A 19,427-nucleotide genomic window follows, 5' to 3' on the forward strand; every position below is an offset into this window, starting at 1 on the left:
CTAAATATTTTTTTACGCTAAATTTATAATGATTACTTTGTATGTTTGTTAGCTTTTTCCAATTTAGTGAAGCAATGTGTCTTCTGGTAAACAAGTTTAATAAATGTAAAAAACAGATATACCTTAAATTATCCATATACTGGCATTTTTCACCAAACTTTTATATAAGCTTAAATATGATTCAGAAAAAATAAAATAATATCTATCTATACAATTATCCTAACATTATAAACAAACTCAACAAACCTATATTTTATAAAAAAATTACTTATCAGAATTTGGTAATGCATGCCTGCTTCGCGTTATTAATCTACCATAATAAAACATATATCAACCTTAAAGCATAAATACTTCTTATATACATTTATTATCTTAAAATTATGAATATAAAAAATATACTTTCATAAATTTATGCTTTTATATTAACAAAATAATGCATTACATGATTCTGTTATAATAAATGAATCCATTATTGATAAACAACAATTATGGCTTCTATTAACGACAGTAAACCTTCACGCTTTTTGCCCATTTTGTTGGCTATAGCCATTTTTATGCAGCAGCTGGATGCTACTATCCTGAATACTGCTCTGCCCTCAATGGCTGCCGATCTTGGGCAGTCACCACTTAATATGCAATCAGCAATTATTGCTTATGCGCTAACGCTAGCAATAATGATGCCTCTGTCTGGTTTTCTGTCGGATAAATTAGGAACTCGTAAACTCTTTATGGGTTCTATGGTCATATTTATTATTGGATCTGTACTGTGTGCTGCAAGTAATAATCTGGCTTTGCTGGTACTGGCCAGAATCATTCAGGGTTTAGGTGGCGCAATGCTAACACCGGTAGCCCGTTTAACCATGATGCAGGCCTACGACCGCTCTAAACTCATAACTGTTATGAACTATGCCATCATGCCGGCACTGATCGGACCGGTACTGGGGCCAATTATTGGTGGCTATCTTGTGGTATATACCAGCTGGCACTGGATATTTTTGCTTAATGTACCGATAGGGTTATTAGGATTACTGGTTACCTGGTATATCATGCCCAATTTTAACCGTCCGGCAAATTACTTTGATGGATTAGGTTTCTTTCTGTTTTCGGCATCTGCTTTTTGCATGACGCTTACTTTTGAAACCATGTCACATGCTAATAATATTTTATTTGGTTGTATGATGGCTATTGCTGGTATTGGCGCTTTATTTGCCTATCTTGCTCATGCACGCCAGAACAACTGTGCTTTGTATCCTCCGCATTTAATTCTGGTGCGTACATTTCGTCTGGGACTGGCAGGTAATTTAGTAAGCCGCCTTGGCATGAGCGCCCTGCCTTTATTATTGCCTTTATTATTTCAGGTTGCTTTTAACTATGATGCGGTAAATTCAGGCTGGCTGCTGATGCCTCTTGCTTTGGCGGCTATATTTGCCAAACCCTTTCTGAAGCCTTTAATGAATCATTTTGGTTATCGTAATACACTTGCCTGGAACACACGTATTATCGGTATACTGATTATGTCACTCGCTTTAATCAGTGCTAGTACACCGCAATGGTTGATATTATTACATCTGTGTATTTTGGGCGCTTGTAACTCTTTGCAGTTTACTGGTATGAATACCATTACACTGGCTGATTTACGCCCTAATCAGGTTAGCAGCGGCACCAGTCTGATGGCTGTTAACCAGCAACTGGCATTAAGTTTCGGTATAGCAATTGGCGCATTACTTTTACAATCTTTCAGTCGTGCCAGCTTTATCAATCACAATATTACTACCGCGTTTCGCATTACTTTTATTATTCTCGGCGTGTTTACTCTGCTTTCAAGCTGGATATTTGCCCGTCTGCATTCAACTGACGGTGCTAATCTGCTTTCAAAGGAAAAAGCATAGATAACAATTTTCTGAATTCTGACAAAACAAACTCCTTACCTGCCGGATATTGTTATTAAATCAAAGAATAATACAAAATTAAAAGTAATTTTTAATACAATACTAATACCACCCAGAATTACAGATAATTAAACTTTTCCCTATAACTTATAGTATTCATTAATTAAAGTAGAACTTACTATTTAAAATCATTATTTTAAATTTATAAAAAAGCTGCCAATATTTTCGGCAGCCTTTTTTCAGATATTAATTAATGTGGAATGTCGTCACTTAAATAAACAGCCGGTTCACTTTTATCATGTGGCAACACTATATTTAGAATAATCGCTACAATTCCGCCCATACAAATCGGATTTTGAAACAATATTGGTAACTGAGCAAACACTTCCGGTTCAAAAGCCACACCCAGACCAAGCCCCAGTGATGTAGCACAGATAACTGCTTCACGGCGTCGGATACCAGCAGTAATAATAATTCTGATACCGGCGGTGACAATCAAACCGAACATAACCACCATTGCGCCACCTAAAACCGGACTGGGTATAGTGGTAAAAATAGCACCAACCCATGGAAATAAGCCAAGTATAATCAGAATAGCAGCAATATATTTACCGACATGCCGTGAAGCAACTCCCGTCATCTGAATTACGCCATTATTCTGAGCAAAAGTGGTTAACGGCAATGAACCCAGTGCTGTAGCAATTACGGATACCAGACCATCAGCCATTACTCCGCCGCGTAAACGGTTTGTGTACGACGGACCATCTACCGGCTGATTAGAAATCATGGCGGTAGCAGTTAAATCACCTACTGCTTCAAATACACTTAAAAGATAAATGGTACCGGCCACCATAAAAGCATGCCAGTCAAAAGCAAAGCCGTATTTAAATGGAATCGGTATTGTAATTAAGGGTAAATCGTGCAGATTGGAAAAATCTACAATTCCCATAAAAATAGCAATTACATAACCTGATATCAAACCTACCGCAATGCCGGCCATACGCCACCATGCATTTTTAAAACAGTTAAATAACAATACAGTAAACAGTACAAATGTGGACAGAGCCAGATTAGACCATGAACCAAAAGTATGATTTGCTTTTGCAGTAAGACCACCGCCAAAGTCAGTAATACCGACATGAATAAGACTCAGGCCTATCATCAATACCACAACTCCGCTTACAGTAGGTGTGATGATTTTTTTCAGAAAAGGTAACAGCCATGATGCCCCGATTACTAAAAAGGCGCCCACGAATGAGACGCCCAGTAAAGTTGAAATCATAGTATTTTCATTCATCCCGCTTTCTTTCATGCCCAGCCCCAGCGCAATCATGACAGTGACAAATGAAAAATTAACTGATTGAATTGATAACAGCCCCGAACCAATAACACCAAAGCGGTGTACCTGAATATAAGTACCTACACCTGAAGCTACCATAGACATTGAGACCAGATAAGCAGTCATGTCAGCCGGCAGTTTCAGCGCACCGCCCACCACAAGAGCCGGCGCCACCATAGGAACAAAAAGAGCGAGTAAATGGGTTAATGCACTGAGCAAACCATTTAAAACAGGAGGTTTTTCCTCCAGACCATAGACCAAATCAGAGTGTTCATTCTGCTTACGAACAGAGGAATTATCGGCCATGTCATCCTTCCTTATTTGCTTTATGCATGTGTGAAATGTATATAAAGCAGCGTATTTTAAGCGATACGGCACTGTTTAATCTAGAGCAAACTATTGAGGAATAGAATCTTTAACACAAGCAAACTACTTTTATCAAAAGTGGTTCGAATACCGGCAGTTTTCCATGTAAGCAAAAAATACGCTACAATCATCACATTTTTAGCTCACCTGTAAAGGGTAGAATTATGTTGACAGGCAGCCTGGTTGCCATCGTAACGCCTATGCATGAAGATGGCAGTATTGATTATGAACAATACAAACAGCTTATTGACTGGCATATCGAGTCCGGAACCGATGCCATTGTCGCCGTGGGAACAACCGGTGAATCAGCCACACTCAGCGTGGATGAGCATTTGAATGTCATCAAAACTGCTGTAGAACATGTAGCCGGACGTGTGAAAGTAATTGCCGGTACTGGTGCCAACAATACTCATGAAGCAATTTATCTGGCTCAGGAGGCTCAGCAGGCTGGTGCAGATATGACTTTGTCTGTAGTACCCTACTACAATAAACCGAATCAGGAAGGTATCTACCGCCACTTTAAAACTATTGCCGAAGCAACCAGTATCCCCATGATTTTGTATAATGTCCCGGGTCGCACTGTTGCCGATATGCAACCGGACACAGCCTTACGTCTGGCAGAAATTGACAATATTGTTGGTATTAAAGAAGCCACTGGCAACATTGGCCGTGCATGTTATCTGTTTAAGCACGTACCTGAAAATTTTGCAGTTTATTCCGGTGATGATCCTACTGCCCTGGCATTTTTACTGTGCGGTGGTCATGGTGTGATCAGCGTTACTGCTAACGTTGCTCCGAAATTGTTTGCAGATATGTGTCATGCAGCTTTGCGCGGAGATATTACCGGTGCACGCGCTTTAAATGATAAATTACAGCGTCTGCATGGTGATCTTTTCTGTGAACCAAGCCCTGCACCAACGAAATGGGCACTGTCTAAACTGGGTAAAATCAATCCGGTTTGCCGACTACCTATTACTGAATTAACTCCTGCCGGACAGGCTGTCGTGTTAGCCGCCATGCAGGAAGCCGAATTAATTTAAACACAAGCCTACATTGTCATTGTAATGCACACTGAAAGTGGCCGATATGAATATAAGTAAAACCGTTGCACTAACCCTGCTGGCAGCCAGTCTTGCCGCCTGTGCCAGCAAAAAAGATAACCTGCCTAAACTGGATTATCAGTCTGACAATAAAAAAATTGTTCAGCTGGATGTACCTCCTGATTTGACTGATCCGAATCAGGGGAACCGCTTTAGTGCACCTGGCAGTACACTGATTAATGGGGCTGTACGTGCCAGTGACATGAACAAGAAAGCAGGCAAAACTCAGAATAATGCGAATGCACAGGTACTGACTCAGGTACCGAATATTCATTTACAACGTGATGGCAGTATTCGCTGGCTGACTATCGATAACAAGCAAGCTGCTGAATTATGGCCGCTGCTCAGAGCATTCTGGCAGGAACAGGGCTTTACCATCGAGCGTGAAGAACCATCCATTGGTCTGATGCAAACCAACTGGGCGGAAAACCGTGCCAAACTGCCATCTGATGTGATTCGCGGTATATTCGAAAAAGTAGGTCTGGGTGGTGTTTACTCCAGCGGCGAGCGGGATATGTTTACTATCCGTCTGGAACGTAATAGCAAAGGCGGTACAGATGTATTCTTCAGCCAGAAAGGTATGAAAGAAGTCTATACCAGCAAAGATGGTGACAGCACTGCATGGCAGCCAAGACCAAATGAGCCTGAGCTGGAAGCAGCATTTCTTGCGCGCTTTATGCAATATCTTGGTGCAGACGCCAAACAGGTACAGCAACAGATAGCTGCCCAAAAACAAAACCCGAATGAATACAATCTAGCCAAAATTGATGGCAATAGTATTTACCTGCTTGGACCTCAGGAACGTAACTGGAGACGTGTTGCACTGGCTCTGGATCGTGTTGGTCTGAATGTAATTGGCGAAAACCAGAGTCAATATGCTTATCTGGTTGAAGTAGCTGCTGCAGAAGCCTCTTCTGTTTCTAATAAAAAACCAGGATTATTCGGACGTATGTTCGGACGTAGCAAAAAAGCTGAACAACAGCAACAGCCAAAACAGCAACCTCGTCTGATGGTACTGGCAATACCTCTCAAGGATGGCGGAACACGTGTCACTCTGGCCAATGAAGATGGCACAATATATACCGGAAAAGATGCCACAAAATGGCTTCAGCAACTGGATCAGCAATTACGCTAACTTTAAAAAAGCCTGCTTATGCAGGCTTTTTTAAACCAAACAACTACCCAGACTTTTATTTCAGGTCGCCTAATTAAATAATTAGAATCAATTTGGATTAAATGGATTGTTTGATTTCTAATCAGAGCTAATTAATTACTTTAAGATTAACTTAACTGACACGGGATTTTTGTTTTATGCTGTTTTCAGGATTCGATTAAATTACTTATCAAATACTTTTTTAAATTACATACTAACGATTTAATATTTATATCTTTTAAAAATAAAATTATTTTTATACAATCTTTTTTACTGTTCAATCTGTTTATTATAAAACCGGTTTTCTTGTCTATTAGACAGATAAACAGATTCTAAAGATAGAAAATAAAAAATTCTGAAGTGTCAAATATGAAAAAATTAATTGTTAGTTATTGTGTTCTTTCAATGACCGTAATTGGAGCTTTAGTTATCGGTACAATATTCTTTGCGGATATACGCTTTCCATTATGGTATAGTATCACCTGCTTTGTTATTGCTGCTTTCGGCTTAATAATACTAACGCCATTTACCATTAAAATAATTAAAATTAATCGAAACTTAAATTAATTCAATATCCATTTTCAATAATATTAATTTATTTTATATGCATATTTTTAACTATAAGTTGTAAATATTTATTATTTAAATATTTACAATAGTTTTCATTTAACAGATTTTCTGTATATAATTGGCTGGAATTTCTTCTTTAACCTTTTATAATGTCAGACTAATGAAAAAATTAATTATAATGCATATCTGCACAAGCCTTATGTTTGTAATCTTTCTCGGTATCGGATTTTTTCTCTATAATAAAGATCAGCAACTGACAATTTATAGTAAAACATTTTTTATCCTAGGTGCAATTATGGCTATCGGAGAAATGCCTTTGACCTTTAAATTAACCAAAATGAAACAAGAGAATCAGCAGAAATCTGAAACAACTACAGATTTTACTTCATTGGGAAAAAAATAAAATTTTTCAGTTTATGAAATCACTATAATTAATATTAATCTGTATTTTATAAATAACTCATATTTTTTTACTTAAAATTGATTTATAAACTGATTTATTTTATTCCGGCTGTAAGTAATAATCGTAAATAGCTGTATCTTTCTTAATTAACCAATCTGTCCAGCCAATTTATATCTTTTTAAAGCATCCACGAATGACGAAACTCAAACTTTTATTACTCATTCTGGCTTCATGTACATTTATGTTTATTGGCTGGGTTGCGCTGGGCTGTTATTATTGGGTACATCAACAGCACACTATTGCGATAATCTGCTGTTTACTCGCTTTCATTAGTGTACTGGGGCAATTTGCTGCGCTGGCGTTTACTTTGCGTGAACGTGCATACCGGCAAATTAATCAAGTGTTATCCTCAAATGATGTAAACCATGAATAAAATTGTTCTTGCCAGTAATAATCAGGGCAAGCTGGCTGAATTCAGCCGCCTGTTTAATTCTTTAAATATCGAAGTTGTTCCGCAGTCTGAATTTAATATTCCTGAGTGCCCTGAACCTTATGTCACATTTGTTGAAAATGCACTTGCTAAAGCACGTCATGCCAGCCGTTATAGTGGCTTACCGGCATTAGCCGATGATTCTGGTATTTGTGCCAATGCACTGCATGGCAAACCTGGCGTCCATTCAGCACGTTATGCAGGTACGGAACCAAAATCAGATACAGCCAACAATGCCAAGCTGGATGATGAATTACGCAATTGTGATGACAAAAGTGTGTTTTATGTATGCGTACTGGTTTTAGTGCGTCATCCTGATGATCCACAGCCATTAATTGCTGAAGCCAATTGGTCTGGGCTGTGGCAATCCTCTGCTGCAGGAAGCAATGGTTTTGGATACGATCCGCATTTTTATGTTCCAGACCAGAAACTGACTGCTGCACAAATGAGTCAGGAAGAAAAAAACCGTATAAATCATCGTGCTCAGGCATTAAATATTTTAATGGATAAACTGCGTCAGCAGTATGGTCTGAATACTCATGTCTGAGTTTCCCGTTTCTCTGCAAATACCGCATTCTGTTACGCCAGCTTTGACCAGTTTACCGCCACTATCTCTGTATATTCATATTCCATGGTGTGTTCGCAAATGTCCGTATTGCGACTTCAATTCGCATCAGCTTAAGCAGGAACTGGATGAGCAGAAGTATATTGCTGCCTTATTAACTGATCTGGAAACTGAACTGCCTTATTTCTGGGGTAGGTCTGTTCACACAATTTTTATCGGCGGAGGGACACCCAGTCTGTTTTCCGCATCTGCATTTGAAAAGCTCTTAAGCGGCATTCGTGCACGGGTTAATCTGATACCCACAGCAGAAATTACCCTTGAAGCCAATCCGGGCACATTTGAACGCGATCGTTTTGCAGACTATGCAGCAGCTGGTATAAACCGGCTTTCCATCGGAGTACAAAGTTTTGCCAATGACAAACTGACTGCACTGGGTAGAATTCATAACCGCAAAGAAGCACTAAATGCCATTGAATCAGGCTTAATCCTGTTTCCTAAACTCAATATTGATTTGATGTACGCCTTACCAGGACAAACTGTCGAACAGGCAAAGGAAGATATTAATACAGCAATTGCAACTGGCGTAAGGCACATTAGTGCTTATCAGCTTACACTGGAACCCAATACACCTTTTGCCCATTCACCTCCTCCGAAGCTACCGGATGATGACCATATTGCTGATATAGAAGAAGCGGTACATACATCACTGTCACAGGCAGGTTTTCATCATTATGAAACGTCTGCCTTCGCCCACCCTCAGCAACAATGCCGGCATAATCTGAACTACTGGCAATTTGGCGATTATATCGGTATCGGAGCTGGCGCTCATGGTAAGATATCCAGTGCTCAGGCAATTGAGCGCACTACTCGGTGCAGGCATCCGAAAGATTATCTGCAAGCGATGCAGCAGCAACCTCAGTGTGCTATTGTCCGCCGGCAAATTTCTGCACAGGATTTACCTTTTGAATTTATGCTGAATGCCCTGAGATTAACTGACGGAGTTCCTACTACATGGTTTAGCGAGCGTACCGGCTTGCCTGTTACCTCCATTCAATATGCGATTACTCAGGCCGTAGAGCGAGGTTTAATGGACGCAGATCCGTTAAACTTACGTCCGACTGCACTCGGACGTACTTTTCTGAACAATTTACTGGCTTTATTTTTGAAAGACTGATAACCCCTTTTCATACCAAGGAGTAAAAACATGGGAAAAAATATTATTCATACTGAGAAAGCACCGGTCGCTATCGGTGCTTATTCACAAGCAGTGCGTGCTGGCAATACAGTATATCTTTCCGGTCAGATTCCGTTAGTAGCTGAAACAATGCAAATCGTTGATGGCGGTTTTGCTGAACAGGCACATCAGGTGTTTAAAAATCTCCGGGCAGTTGCAGAAGCAGCCGGAGGCAGTCTGAATGATTTGGTAAAAGTAAATGCCTATCTGACTGATTTGAGTAATTTTTCTACGTTTAATGAGATTATGGCGCAATACTTTACAACTCCTTATCCAGCTCGTGCTGCTGTTGAAGTTTCTGCTTTACCTAAAGGTGCTTTGGTTGAAGCTGAAGCCATTCTGGTACTGGACAAGTAAACAGACAAATCGGGACAAACCAGTTTGATTAGGTTTATCCCGATTTCTCGGGAGATGAACATGGCACAGTATGTGATTGGTGATTTACAGGGATGTCTGACAGAGTTTAAAAAACTGCTGGACAAACTGAATTTTAATCCCGGTACTGATACCTTATGGCTTACTGGAGATCTGGTAAACCGGGGTCCGCAATCACTGGCCACATTGCGTCTGGTAAAACAGCATGATGGCTGTATGCAGACTATTCTGGGAAATCATGACTTACATTTACTTGCACTGCATTATGGTTATGGCAAACTCAAACGTGCAGATACAATCAGTGACATTCTGAATGCGCCCGACAGAAAACAATTAATTGACTGGTTACTCCGACAGCCCTTATATCACCAGCAGGACAATTATGTCATGGTACATGCAGGGATATGGCCTGAATGGACAAGCGATCAGGCACAGCTACTGGCTCAGGAAGTGGAAACCGTATTGCAAAATACTCCGGAACATTTTTTTTCCCAAATGTATGGAAATAAACCTGTTCGCTGGAACAATAATCTCAGTGGCGATGAGAGATTGCGTTTTATCACTAACAGTTTTACCCGGATGCGTGCACTGACTGATGATGGAGCAATGGATTTTGATTATAAAGGGACGCTCATTAATATACCAGCACATCATATTCCATGGTTTAAGGCGCCGCACCGACAAAATATCGATAAAACCATTCTATTCGGTCATTGGTCGGCATTAGGTTTTTATCAGGCCGATCATGTTGTGTGTGTGGATACCGGTGCTTTATGGGGGGGTAGCCTAACAGCATTTAATCTGAATGACAGAAGCGTGGTACAGATACCAAGTGAAATAAAGTTAAATATTGAAAATTAAATACAGTTAAAATAATGACCTTCACATACTAATAGTTGGCCTTGAAAACAAATATTTCACTTGAAACATGATGTTGTGAAGAATTTTTTATTCATGTACTATTAATACAATAACGATAACGTTTAAACTGTATTATTTAATACTACCCTACATTAGCTAAAAAAGACTAAGATACAGCTATTGCATCTTTACCTAAGCCAAGTATGATGGTTTATGTTATCAGAAGATTCATTCATAAATGCTTATAAGGAGTTGTCATGAAAAAAGTTCTTGTCCCGGCTGTATTGTTGATGCTGGCTGTTACCGGTTGTGCATCAAAACATCATCATAAAGCACCTTCTACACAGGTAGCCGTACCTGCAGCAACTACAGCGAATGTACAGATTGATGCGCGTAAAGAAGTAGCTTATTTGTGCGGTACTGGTGCAGCTAAAAACCGTTTGACTGTAATGTATGGATTGCAAGGTCAGAACGTCGTGGCAGCTCAGGTAAATTATCAGGGCAGACTTTCTCCTGTAATGATGCGTGATGCACGTGATGTTAACTACAATACTTTCGTTTCTCCCGAAGGCATTACTTGGAAAACCGCTATTGCCAACAGCGATACTGTAGATAAAGTTGGTGCTCTGGGTCTGTTACAGCCAAGCAAACAGGTAATTAACGGTCAGGAAAAAATTGTTCCGCAAATCGTTACCCAGAACTGCGTAATAGATAATGGTACAGTGGCAGTAGCTCCGGCTAAAACCAAAACTGTTAAAACCACCAAAACTGTTACTACCAAAAAAGTATACAAACACAAAAAATAATTGATTGTGTTTTGAACAACGGCAACCTTTCAGGTTGCCGTTTTTATTTTATATATGAATAAAAAACTCTCCTGCTTAGTATCTGTACTAGCCAGCCGGAGTGATAGACAAATTCTAATAAATCAGAATAAATCATGGTTTAACTTGAAAGCGGTAATAACTGCCCTTATTTAAATGCAGTTATTTTCTCCGGCAGCTATCCGGCTGCTGGTCAGCAAAGGATCACGAGACATGCAACAATTCGACGGTACAACCATTATTTCCGTTCGCCGCGGTGAAAACGTCGCCATCGGTGGAGATGGTCAAGTGACACTGGGTAATACCATTATTAAAGGGACTGCACGCAAAGTGCGCAAACTGTATAACAATCAGGTGCTGGCCGGTTTTGCCGGTGGTACCGCCGATGCATTTACCCTGATAGAACTATTTGAAAGTAAATTGCAAAAACATCAGGGTAAACTGATGCTGGCTGCAATTGAACTGGCTAAAGAATGGCGTACCGATCGCGCATTACGCCGTCTGGAAGCAATGTTAATTGTGGCTGATAAAAAAAACACACTGGTAATTACCGGAAATGGTGATGTGCTCGAACCGGAACAAAGCATTGCAGCTATTGGTTCCGGTGGTGCTTTTGCCCAGTCGGCAGCACGTGCATTAATGGAAAATACCGAGCTTGAACCGGCTGAAGTAGTTAAAAAGTCCCTCGAGATTGCCGGTGACATCTGCATTTACACAAATCAGAGCCACACTATTGAAACCTTGTAATTTTATTGGCCGTTTAATTTGTATTTTAAAACGGTCATATCTCAAGATTGGAACAAGATGAGTACATCTGTAATGACCCCGAGCGAAATCGTTCATGAATTAGATAATCATATTATCGGGCAAACTCAGGCCAAACGTGCAGTAGCAGTAGCGCTGAGAAACCGGTATCGCCGCAGTCGCGTTGCCGAACCCTTACAAAGCGAAATCGTTCCGAAAAATATTCTGATGATCGGGCCTACTGGTGTAGGTAAAACTGAAATAGCCCGCAGACTTGCCCGTCTGGCCAACGCACCTTTTATTAAGGTAGAAGCTACCAAATTTACTGAAGTAGGCTATGTAGGCCGTGATGTTGACAGTATTATTCGTGATTTGATTGAAATTGCCCTGAAAAACATTCGCAACCAGACAATTGCTAAAAACCGCGACCGTGCTCAGGATGCCGCAGAAAACCGCATTCTGGATGCCCTGCTGCCTCCGCCACGCAGTGTCGGTTTTGCCGGTGAGCCACAGGAAACTCAACCGGAAAATCATACCCGGCAGAAATTCCGTCAGATGCTGCGTAAAGGCGAGCTTGACGATAAGGAAATCGAGATTGAGGTTGCCGCTAATCCTTCTCCGACCATGTCTGTTATGGGCCCTCCGGGAATGGAAGACTTCACGAATCAGTTGCAAGATATGTTCAGCAGCATGGGACATGGTAAAACAAAAGCTCAGAAAATGAAAGTAAGCGCTGCCATGAAATTACTGCTGGATGAAGAAGCAGCTAAACTGGTAAGCGAAGAAGAATTACGTGAACAGGCAATTAAGTCAGTTGAACAAAATGGCATCGTATTTTTGGATGAAATCGATAAAATTGCTACTGACAGCAGTCGCCATGGCGGAGATGTTTCACGTCAGGGTGTGCAGCGTGATTTACTGCCTCTGGTTGAAGGGACAACTGTACAGACTAAGTATGGCATGATTAAAACTGATCATGTTTTATTTATTGCATCTGGCGCATTTCATCTTAATCGACCCAGTGATCTAATCCCAGAATTACAGGGGCGCTTTCCGATTCGTGTTGAGCTGGATAATCTGAGTGTAGACGACTTTAAAGCCATTCTGACAACGACCCACGCTAATTTGACTGAACAATACTCTGCTTTACTGGCTACTGATGATGTCAATCTGCAATTTACTGATGACGGCATTGCCCGTATTGCTGAAATCGCTTTTCAGGTTAATGAAAAAACCGAAAATATTGGAGCACGCCGATTGCATACGGTTATGGAAAAATTACTTGAAGAAGTTTCCTTTGATGCGCCTGCCGGCGATATAACCATCGATGCAGCTTACGTTGATGCGCGTTTACAGGATATAGCTGAACGTGAGGATCTGGCTCGTTACGTATTGTAATTTTATATTCAAGCGGCTTCGGCCGCTTTTTTATTAATTGCGAACCTCTTTTTTTCTCCCTGATATTCAACTAAATATAACCAATCCATGACCTCAATTTTATCGCGAACCTATCAGCCTTATCTTTTACAGCACTATAGGTTAACCCAGTGGTCGCACCAATTACTTGCTACTACATTAGCAGCATTATTAATGGCTATATCAGCCAATATAAGCATTCCTCTGCACCCCGTCCCTTTGTCGCTGCAATCGCTGGCAGTTTTACTGCTCGGTGCATTTTTAGGGCGAAAGCTCGCTGTATTAGCCATACTTGAATATTTGCTGCTCGGCGCCTGTGGTCTGCCCTTTTTTGCGGGTGGGCATGGCGGAATAAATGTATTGGTATCAGCCTCTGCCGGTTATCTGTATGGTTTCATATTCAGTGCATATATCGCCGGCTGGGCTGCTGAAAGAGGTTATGACCGACATTTTTTCAGCGGATTATGCGCCTTTGCACTTGCTCATCAGGTTATATTTGTCTTTGGTGTTTTTTATCTGGCTTTTTATTTGCATACCAGTATTTATCATGCATTGCAATTAGGCTATCTGCCATTTGCCGGTTTTGATTTACTTAAATTTTTTATTGCTGCGACTATTATGTTCACTCTGTGGCAATTTGGTAAAAAGCCAAGCTAATATCTTCAAGATAAGAAAACCGTACGAAAGCAATGTAGCAACACACTTGGATCATGTTATCACTGCTATTCTCAGACGGTTTTCTATTTATTCGGACTATTTTTTAAATTGCCGTATCGTCCCGCTCTCCGGTCCGAATACGAATAGCGCTTTCTACCGGCAATACAAAAATTTTACCATCTCCGATTTTGCCGGAATGAGCAGCGGCAATAATTACCTCAATCGCCTGCTCAACTCTATCGTCCGGTAATACCAGTTCAATTTTTACCTTGGGTAGAAAATCTACTGCGTATTCAGCGCCGCGATAAATTTCTGTATGTCCTTTCTGCCGACCAAAACCTTTGACCTCAGATACAGTCATTCCGCTGAAACCTACATCAGACAAAGCTTCACGTACATCATCCAGCTTAAACGGTTTAACAATTGCTTCAATTTTTTTCATGCCGCCATGTTCCTTTTTACTGTATCCACAGTGCTAAAAACTACCATATCCTTATCTGAAACTCAAACTACCATGATTTAATAACATAAATTTAAGCAAAGCACTTATTTTTCGCGTAAAATTGCGTTTCAGCCAAAACCCACTACTAAAGTGAGCTACTCTCATCATGTCAGTTGTTCTGTCACTGTGCGGCGAGGCCGCACTATCCCCGTTTCGTATCGAAAAATTGTTACAGCAGGCAGCCAAATTACAACTGGATTGTAATATTCAGATAAACAGCGAATATCGCTATTTTGTAGCTTCAGCCACCGAACTTGATTCTGGTCAACAGCAAAAACTGCTTCAACTTTTACGTGCTACCCATCAGAACAGCAATACTCTGACAGGCACGCAATTATTGGTTACACCCCGTCTAGGCACTATTTCACCGTGGGCATCCAAAGCAACCGATATTGCACACAATTGCGGACTAAACGTAATTGAGCGCATTGAGCGCGGCATCCTGTATTCATTTTCGCGCGAGCTTAGTCAGCAGGAACAGGATAGCTGGCAAACCATACTACACGACCGCATGACAGAAAGTGTACTAACTGCTGTAGCGGACGCTGCACAACTGTTTCACACAACTGCGGCAAAAAGTTTTACCAGTATTGACATACTGGCAAATGGCAAAACAGCTCTACAAGCAGCTAACCAGCAAATGGGGCTGGCATTATCCGCAGATGAAATAGATTATCTGGTTGAAAATTATCAGCAACTGCAACGTAATCCTACCGATGTAGAACTGATGATGTTTGCTCAGGCAAACTCAGAACATTGTCGACACAAAATATTTAATGCCAAATTTATTGTTGATGATGAAGCCAAACCTGAATCTCTGTTTGGCATGATTCGGGCTACGCATCAGGCGCATCCTAAAGGTACACTGGTCGCTTACAAAGACAATTCATCAATCATTGCCGGTGCCAGTATAGAACGCTTTTACCCACAGGCAAATCAACAGCAGAAATATCAATTCAGCACTGAAGAAACACATATTCTGATGAAGGTGGAAACCCATAACCACCCTACCGCTATCGCACCATTTGCCGGCGCTGCAACCGGCTCTGGCGGGGAAATCCGTGATGAAGGCGCTACAGGAAAAGGCGCACGTCCTAAAGCAGGTTTAAGTGGTTTCAGTGTTTCTAATCTTTGTATTCCCGAATTTATCCAGCCATGGGAACAATATACAACTACACGTAATCAGTACGGTAAGCCAGCACATATCAGCAGTGCGCTGGATATCATGCTGGATGGCCCGATCGGTAGCGCGGCCTTTAATAATGAATTTGGTCGTCCTAATTTGCTCGGCTATTTCCGTACCTTTGAAGAATTATTCAGTGGTACTATGCGCGGCTTTCATAAACCTATTATGATTGCAGGCGGACTAGGTAATATACAGGCTCAGCAGGTTTTTAAAGACAATATTCCTGCAGGTGCATTACTTATTCAGCTGGGCGGACCGGGCTTACTGATCGGGCTGGGCGGCGGAGCAGCCTCCAGTATGAGTACCGGAGCAAATCATGCTGATCTGGATTTCGACTCAGTGCAGCGTGGTAATCCTGAAATTGAGCGGCGCGCACAGGAAGTTATTGACCGCTGCTGGCAACTTGGCTCAGAAAATCCGATTATATCCATCCATGATGTTGGTGCAGGTGGTTTATCTAACGCTTTTCCGGAGCTGGTCAACGATGCCGGCCGCGGGGCAATCTTTCAGTTACGCCGCATACCACTTGAAGAACATGGACTTAATCCGTTGCAGATTTGGTGTAATGAAGCTCAGGAACGCTATGTTTTGGCAGTACAGCCTGAAAATCTGGAAATATTTCAGTCCATATGCCAGCGTGAACGTTGTCCGTTTGCTGTTGTCGGCACAGCTACTGATGATGGCCAGCTGCAATTATGTGATGAATTATTCAATAACAACCCGGTAGATATTCCTCTGGACGTGTTACTGGGCAAACCTCCTAAAGTGACTCGCACTGATTCTGCCGTTATTGAAGAGATTCCTCCTTTTGACGGAAGTAAACTAGATATTCGTGAAAGCCTATACAGAGTATTAGGTCTGCCTGCTGTAGCCAGCAAACAATTTCTGATTACTATTGGCGACCGCAGTGTTGGCGGCCTTACGCATCGCGATCAGATGATTGGAAGATATCAGACACCGGTTGCAGACGTTGCTGTAACCAAAATGGGCTTTAATACCTTACGTGGCGAAGCCATGAGTATGGGTGAGAAATCACCTGTAGCCTTATTTTCCGGTGCAGCCTCAGGGCGTATGGCAGTTGGTGAAGCATTAACCAATATTGCTGCCACAGACATCGGAGAAATGGGTAAAATTAAACTTTCTGCCAACTGGATGGCTGCCTGTGGTTTTGCCGGAGAAGATGCCCGTCTGTATGAGACTGTCAAAGCCGTATCCGAACTGTGCCAGAAACTGCAAATCAGTATACCTGTAGGCAAAGATTCATTATCAATGCAAACACGCTGGCATGATGCCGGTGAAGAAAAAAGGGTAGTTTCGCCTTTATCTGCTGTCATCACAGCCTTTGCACCGGTTCAGAATGTGCTCAACACTGTGACACCCGAGCTACAGAATATTGCAGATACTACTCTGTTGGCCATTGACCTCGGTCAGGGGTACAGCCGAATGGGTGGAAGTGCTTTGCAGCAGGTATGGAAAAATCTCTGCGGTTTAGCTCCGGATATCAGCAATCCCGAAATTATTTCTAAATTTTTCACACTTATTCAGTCATTGATTCAGGAAAATAAAATTCTGGCCTATCATGACCGCAGTGATGGCGGATTGGTAGTAACACTGGCTGAAATGATGTTTGCTGCCCATATCGGGGTGACTATTGATATTGCATCTCTCATCCGGCAAACCAATAAGCACAGCCAGAATCAGAAGCTGCAAGATGCCGCTGTACGCAGTCTGTTTACAGAAGAGCTTGGTGCGGTTATTCAGATACACAATGATGACCTTGCCAGCATTCAGAATGCTTTTGCCTCTGCCGGTATGGCTGAAACTTTACATGTGCTTGGTCACATCAATACAACTGACCGGTTAATGGTTCAGCATGGTAATACTGTTTTACTCAATGAAAACCGGGTTGAATTGCAAAAGAGGTGGAGTGAAACCAGTTATCAAATGCAACGCTTACGCGATAATCCTTGCTGTGCAGACAGTGAATTTGCCTTACTGGAGCAGGAACAGCTGTCAGAATTATTTGCCAGCCTGAGCTTTAATCCGGAAGAAGATATTGCTTTACCTTATATTCATCGACATCAGCAGCCTAAAGTTGCCATTCTTCGTGAACAGGGCGTTAACGGACAATTAGAAATGGCGGCTGCATTTACCCGCGCTAATTTCGAAACTTACGATGTTCATATGAGTGATTTACTAAGCGGACGGGTTAAATTAAGTGATTTTCAACTGCTGGCTGCCTGTGGCGGATTCAGCTATGGTGATGTACTGGGCGCCGGAGAAGGATGGGCAAAAAGTATCCTATTTAATGAACAACTGCGACAACAGTTTGCAGAATTCTTTGACAGACAGGATACCCTGACACTAGGCGTGTGTAACGGCTGCCAGATGCTCAGCAATCTGGCTAAAATCATCCCAGGTACAGATAACTGGCCAAGTTTTCGGCGCAATATTTCCGAACAGTTTGAAGCTCGTCTGAGCATGGTCACTATTCCGGCTTCCTCATCATTAATTCTGGCTGATATGGTCGGCAGTAGTTTACCGGTAGTGGTGAGTCATGGAGAAGGACGTGCAGATTTTGCTCACCTGACCAATGAAACCATACCGGCAGATCTTTCTGTTGCACTCCAGTATGTTGATGGTCAAAATCAGGTAACGGATATATATCCGCTCAACCCGAATGGCTCTCCGGCCGGTATTGCCGGTGTCAGCAGTACGGATGGCCGTGTCACCATTATGATGCCGCATCCTGAACGGGTATTCCAGACAGCGCAAATGAGCTGGGCTCCGCGTGACTGGCCGGAATTGTCCGGCTGGTACCGTCTGTTTGCCAATGCACGAAAAATTTTAAACTGATAATTGCGAGGGAATCATCATGCCATTACTCGACAGTTTTACTGTAGACCATACCCGTATGCATGCTCCGGCGGTACGTGTGGCTAAGAATATGACCACACCCAAAGGAGATGACATTACTGTATTTGATTTACGCTTCTGCAAACCGAATCAGACTATACTGCCTGAAAAAGGCATGCATACTCTTGAGCATTTGTTTGCCGGATTCATGCGCGACCATCTTAACAGTGATCAAGTAGAAATTATTGATATCTCACCAATGGGCTGCCGCACCGGTTTTTATATGAGTCTGATCGGAACACCTGATGAAGCAACTGTGGCCAAAGCCTGGGCGGAATCTATGCAGGATGTGCTTGCGGTAACTGATCAGAGCCGCATACCTGAACTTAACCGCTATCAGTGTGGCAGCTATACCATGCATTCACTCGAAGAAGCCAAGTCCATTGCCCGAACAGTTCTTGAAAGTCAGATTAGTATCAATTACAACAATGACTTAAAACTAGATGAGTCACTATTGCAACACTAGATACTAATCGTTGTCATTGCTGCCTGAAATTAAACGAAGCTGTGCTGAGCTTATATTTTAGGCAGTTTTTCTTTTTCCCTGTAAATGTAGATATATACAGCATAAACTTATCCCCTGATATAAAAAAACTAATAAAACAAAAAAATTAATAATTTTTTTTACAATTTTATTCAAATTGAGACAAATCAAAGCAAACTGCTTGTCAATCAACAAAAATCATTACTTCACTTAACCCAACCATTATCAAGAAGCGGATATAGTCAGTTTTGACAAGTCTTTTTTTTAAAGCAAAAAACCAGTATATTGTGTTTGAAATAACAGTTGACCACTACATTTTGTGTTGGCACTGTTTTTTTCTGCGTCAATTGTGC

16 protein-coding genes are annotated in these 19,427 nt (G+C 41.6%); 14 read left to right on the top strand and 2 right to left on the bottom strand.

Going from position 1 to position 19,427, the window contains the following annotated elements:
* Positions 1 to 488 precede the first annotated feature (488 nt).
* Positions 489 to 1,889: a DHA2 family efflux MFS transporter permease subunit gene (locus tag H3T75_RS05695; RefSeq protein WP_084584914.1), complete on the top strand. Its 1,401-nt coding sequence runs from the start codon at positions 489 to 491 to the stop codon at positions 1,887 to 1,889.
* A gap of 250 nt (positions 1,890 to 2,139) precedes the next feature.
* On the opposite strand, the gene H3T75_RS05700 is transcribed toward H3T75_RS05695, so the two are convergent.
* Positions 2,140 to 3,534 (bottom strand): nucleobase:cation symporter-2 family protein, encoded by a 1,395-nt coding sequence (locus H3T75_RS05700; protein WP_084584874.1) that lies wholly within the window; start codon positions 3,532 to 3,534, stop codon positions 2,140 to 2,142.
* 224 nt (positions 3,535 to 3,758) lie between these two features.
* On the opposite strand from H3T75_RS05700, the gene dapA reads away from it, so the two are divergent.
* From dapA to H3T75_RS05755, 11 genes are all read left to right on the top strand, one after another.
* A complete protein-coding gene (gene dapA / locus H3T75_RS05705) occupies positions 3,759 to 4,634 on the top strand; it encodes a 4-hydroxy-tetrahydrodipicolinate synthase (protein ID WP_025330452.1) in 876 nt (291 codons plus the stop codon).
* A 46-nt stretch (positions 4,635 to 4,680) separates the two neighbouring features.
* Positions 4,681 to 5,829 (top strand): outer membrane protein assembly factor BamC, encoded by a 1,149-nt coding sequence (bamC, locus tag H3T75_RS05710; protein WP_078475284.1) that lies wholly within the window; start codon positions 4,681 to 4,683, stop codon positions 5,827 to 5,829.
* Positions 5,830 to 7,013: 1,184 nt separating this feature from the next.
* The gene (locus tag H3T75_RS05715) at positions 7,014 to 7,253 is read left to right on the top strand and encodes an NGO_0222 family membrane protein (RefSeq protein ID WP_037394032.1); all 240 of its coding nucleotides are present in this window, start codon (positions 7,014 to 7,016) and stop codon (positions 7,251 to 7,253) included.
* On the top strand, positions 7,246 to 7,857 hold the full coding sequence (gene rdgB / locus H3T75_RS05720; protein ID WP_198211229.1) for an RdgB/HAM1 family non-canonical purine NTP pyrophosphatase: 612 nt from the start codon (positions 7,246 to 7,248) through the stop codon (positions 7,855 to 7,857). Before H3T75_RS05715 ends, rdgB begins: the two co-directional genes overlap by 8 nt.
* Positions 7,850 to 9,049, top strand: a complete 1,200-nt coding sequence (gene hemW / locus H3T75_RS05725; RefSeq protein ID WP_198211230.1) for a radical SAM family heme chaperone HemW — start codon at positions 7,850 to 7,852, stop codon at positions 9,047 to 9,049. Before rdgB ends, hemW begins: the two co-directional genes overlap by 8 nt.
* 30 nt (positions 9,050 to 9,079) lie before the next feature.
* The gene (locus H3T75_RS05730; protein WP_198211231.1) at positions 9,080 to 9,466 is read left to right on the top strand and encodes a RidA family protein; all 387 of its coding nucleotides are present in this window, start codon (positions 9,080 to 9,082) and stop codon (positions 9,464 to 9,466) included.
* A 60-nt stretch (positions 9,467 to 9,526) separates the two neighbouring features.
* Entirely contained in the window at positions 9,527 to 10,345 is an 819-nt protein-coding gene (locus tag H3T75_RS05735; RefSeq protein WP_198211232.1) for a symmetrical bis(5'-nucleosyl)-tetraphosphatase, read from the top strand.
* 257 nt (positions 10,346 to 10,602) lie between these two features.
* A complete protein-coding gene (locus H3T75_RS05740) occupies positions 10,603 to 11,151 on the top strand; it encodes a hypothetical protein (protein ID WP_025330444.1) in 549 nt (182 codons plus the stop codon).
* 231 nt (positions 11,152 to 11,382) lie between these two features.
* Positions 11,383 to 11,916 carry an ATP-dependent protease subunit HslV gene (gene hslV, locus H3T75_RS05745; RefSeq protein WP_025330443.1) on the top strand — a complete coding sequence of 178 codons (534 nt, stop codon included), beginning with the start codon at positions 11,383 to 11,385 and terminating at the stop codon, positions 11,914 to 11,916.
* 57 nt (positions 11,917 to 11,973) lie between these two features.
* Complete coding sequence (hslU, locus tag H3T75_RS05750) at positions 11,974 to 13,311, top strand: ATP-dependent protease ATPase subunit HslU (RefSeq protein WP_198211233.1); 1,338 nt, start codon at positions 11,974 to 11,976, stop codon at positions 13,309 to 13,311.
* An 87-nt stretch (positions 13,312 to 13,398) separates the two neighbouring features.
* A complete protein-coding gene (locus tag H3T75_RS05755; protein ID WP_174833154.1) occupies positions 13,399 to 13,986 on the top strand; it encodes a biotin transporter BioY in 588 nt (195 codons plus the stop codon).
* Between the two features lie 103 nt (positions 13,987 to 14,089).
* On the opposite strand, the gene H3T75_RS05760 is transcribed toward H3T75_RS05755, so the two are convergent.
* Entirely contained in the window at positions 14,090 to 14,428 is a 339-nt protein-coding gene (locus tag H3T75_RS05760; protein ID WP_078475291.1) for a P-II family nitrogen regulator, read from the bottom strand.
* A gap of 166 nt (positions 14,429 to 14,594) precedes the next feature.
* Here H3T75_RS05760 and purL point away from each other — a divergent pair, with 166 nt between their 5' ends.
* Positions 14,595 to 18,530 (top strand): phosphoribosylformylglycinamidine synthase, encoded by a 3,936-nt coding sequence (purL, locus tag H3T75_RS05765; RefSeq protein WP_198211234.1) that lies wholly within the window; start codon positions 14,595 to 14,597, stop codon positions 18,528 to 18,530.
* Between the two features lie 19 nt (positions 18,531 to 18,549).
* On the top strand, positions 18,550 to 19,056 hold the full coding sequence (luxS, locus tag H3T75_RS05770) for an S-ribosylhomocysteine lyase (RefSeq protein WP_174833152.1): 507 nt from the start codon (positions 18,550 to 18,552) through the stop codon (positions 19,054 to 19,056).
* The last annotated feature ends 371 nt before the right edge of the window (positions 19,057 to 19,427 follow it).

It is taken from the genome of Snodgrassella sp. W8135 (genome assembly GCF_016101225.1).
Lineage (GTDB): Bacteria > Pseudomonadota > Gammaproteobacteria > Burkholderiales > Neisseriaceae > Snodgrassella > Snodgrassella alvi.

Coding starts and splice junctions, on each gene's coding strand:
- H3T75_RS05695 (WP_084584914.1), top strand. CDS start 489: ATGGCTTCTATTAACGACAGTAAACCTTCACGCTTTTTGCCCATTTTG.
- H3T75_RS05700 (WP_084584874.1), bottom strand. CDS start 3,534: ATGGCCGATAATTCCTCTGTTCGTAAGCAGAATGAACACTCTGATTTG.
- dapA (WP_025330452.1), top strand. CDS start 3,759: ATGTTGACAGGCAGCCTGGTTGCCATCGTAACGCCTATGCATGAAGAT.
- bamC (WP_078475284.1), top strand. CDS start 4,681: ATGAATATAAGTAAAACCGTTGCACTAACCCTGCTGGCAGCCAGTCTT.
- H3T75_RS05715 (WP_037394032.1), top strand. CDS start 7,014: ATGACGAAACTCAAACTTTTATTACTCATTCTGGCTTCATGTACATTT.
- rdgB (WP_198211229.1), top strand. CDS start 7,246: ATGAATAAAATTGTTCTTGCCAGTAATAATCAGGGCAAGCTGGCTGAA.
- hemW (WP_198211230.1), top strand. CDS start 7,850: ATGTCTGAGTTTCCCGTTTCTCTGCAAATACCGCATTCTGTTACGCCA.
- H3T75_RS05730 (WP_198211231.1), top strand. CDS start 9,080: ATGGGAAAAAATATTATTCATACTGAGAAAGCACCGGTCGCTATCGGT.
- H3T75_RS05735 (WP_198211232.1), top strand. CDS start 9,527: ATGGCACAGTATGTGATTGGTGATTTACAGGGATGTCTGACAGAGTTT.
- H3T75_RS05740 (WP_025330444.1), top strand. CDS start 10,603: ATGAAAAAAGTTCTTGTCCCGGCTGTATTGTTGATGCTGGCTGTTACC.
- hslV (WP_025330443.1), top strand. CDS start 11,383: ATGCAACAATTCGACGGTACAACCATTATTTCCGTTCGCCGCGGTGAA.
- hslU (WP_198211233.1), top strand. CDS start 11,974: ATGAGTACATCTGTAATGACCCCGAGCGAAATCGTTCATGAATTAGAT.
- H3T75_RS05755 (WP_174833154.1), top strand. CDS start 13,399: ATGACCTCAATTTTATCGCGAACCTATCAGCCTTATCTTTTACAGCAC.
- H3T75_RS05760 (WP_078475291.1), bottom strand. CDS start 14,428: ATGAAAAAAATTGAAGCAATTGTTAAACCGTTTAAGCTGGATGATGTA.
- purL (WP_198211234.1), top strand. CDS start 14,595: ATGTCAGTTGTTCTGTCACTGTGCGGCGAGGCCGCACTATCCCCGTTT.
- luxS (WP_174833152.1), top strand. CDS start 18,550: ATGCCATTACTCGACAGTTTTACTGTAGACCATACCCGTATGCATGCT.